Source organism: Paraburkholderia ribeironis (assembly GCF_900019265.1).
GTDB classification, from domain to species: Bacteria; Pseudomonadota; Gammaproteobacteria; order Burkholderiales; family Burkholderiaceae; genus Paraburkholderia; species Paraburkholderia ribeironis.
This window is the reverse complement of the sequence record NZ_CYGX02000197.1, coordinates 1-518: the sequence shown is the minus strand read 5'-3', so window position 1 is coordinate 518 and position 518 is coordinate 1. Positions and strand designations below refer to the sequence as shown.

The following is a 518-nucleotide window of genomic DNA, read 5'->3' as shown; positions in this document are numbered from 1 at the left end:
ACGACATTTCTGCCTGTCTCGTGGGCTCGGCGTCAAGTAAGCCCATTGTTCGAGGGCGACGCGTTCTGGACTCACGCCTGCCACACGGCATATCCTGCTTCGCGCAAGCCGATCGCAAGTTCGACTTCCATGTCGCGCGCGCCGTCGTACGGCATCGGATTGAACACTTCGTACAGTTCCGGCATCAGCCGCAGGCCAAAGTCGCGCACATAGCGATTTGACTGGATGCCGGCCTTGTGCCGGTCGAAGCGCACATCCGGATCCAGTCCCGTCATCCCCACATACACACACGGGCGTTCGAACCGGTAATCGGGATTCGCGTGACGAAAGCGCGCCACATTCCAGACGGTATCGTCGAGCGCGACCACGTACACGGAATACCGAAGTTTCTCGCGGCGAGCGGGCATCGTTATCCGCTGAAACAGCCCGTTAGCCGCGCGACGTACCGTGCAACAGCATCCGGTATTCGGTCGGAGTCACTCCGACGGTCGCCTTGAACTGCCGCGTGAACGCGCTGT

Annotated in this window: 1 protein-coding gene and 1 pseudogene; both read right to left on the bottom strand. The window is 60.8% G+C overall.

Annotated elements, in window-relative coordinates:
* Positions 1-71: 71 nt before the first annotated feature.
* Complete coding sequence (locus tag BN2475_RS33125) at positions 72-407, bottom strand: hypothetical protein (protein WP_012403952.1); 336 nt, start codon at positions 405-407, stop codon at positions 72-74.
* 22 nt (positions 408-429) lie between these two features.
* Positions 430-518 (bottom strand): annotated as a pseudogene (locus BN2475_RS36150) (AraC family transcriptional regulator); the annotation flags it as partial.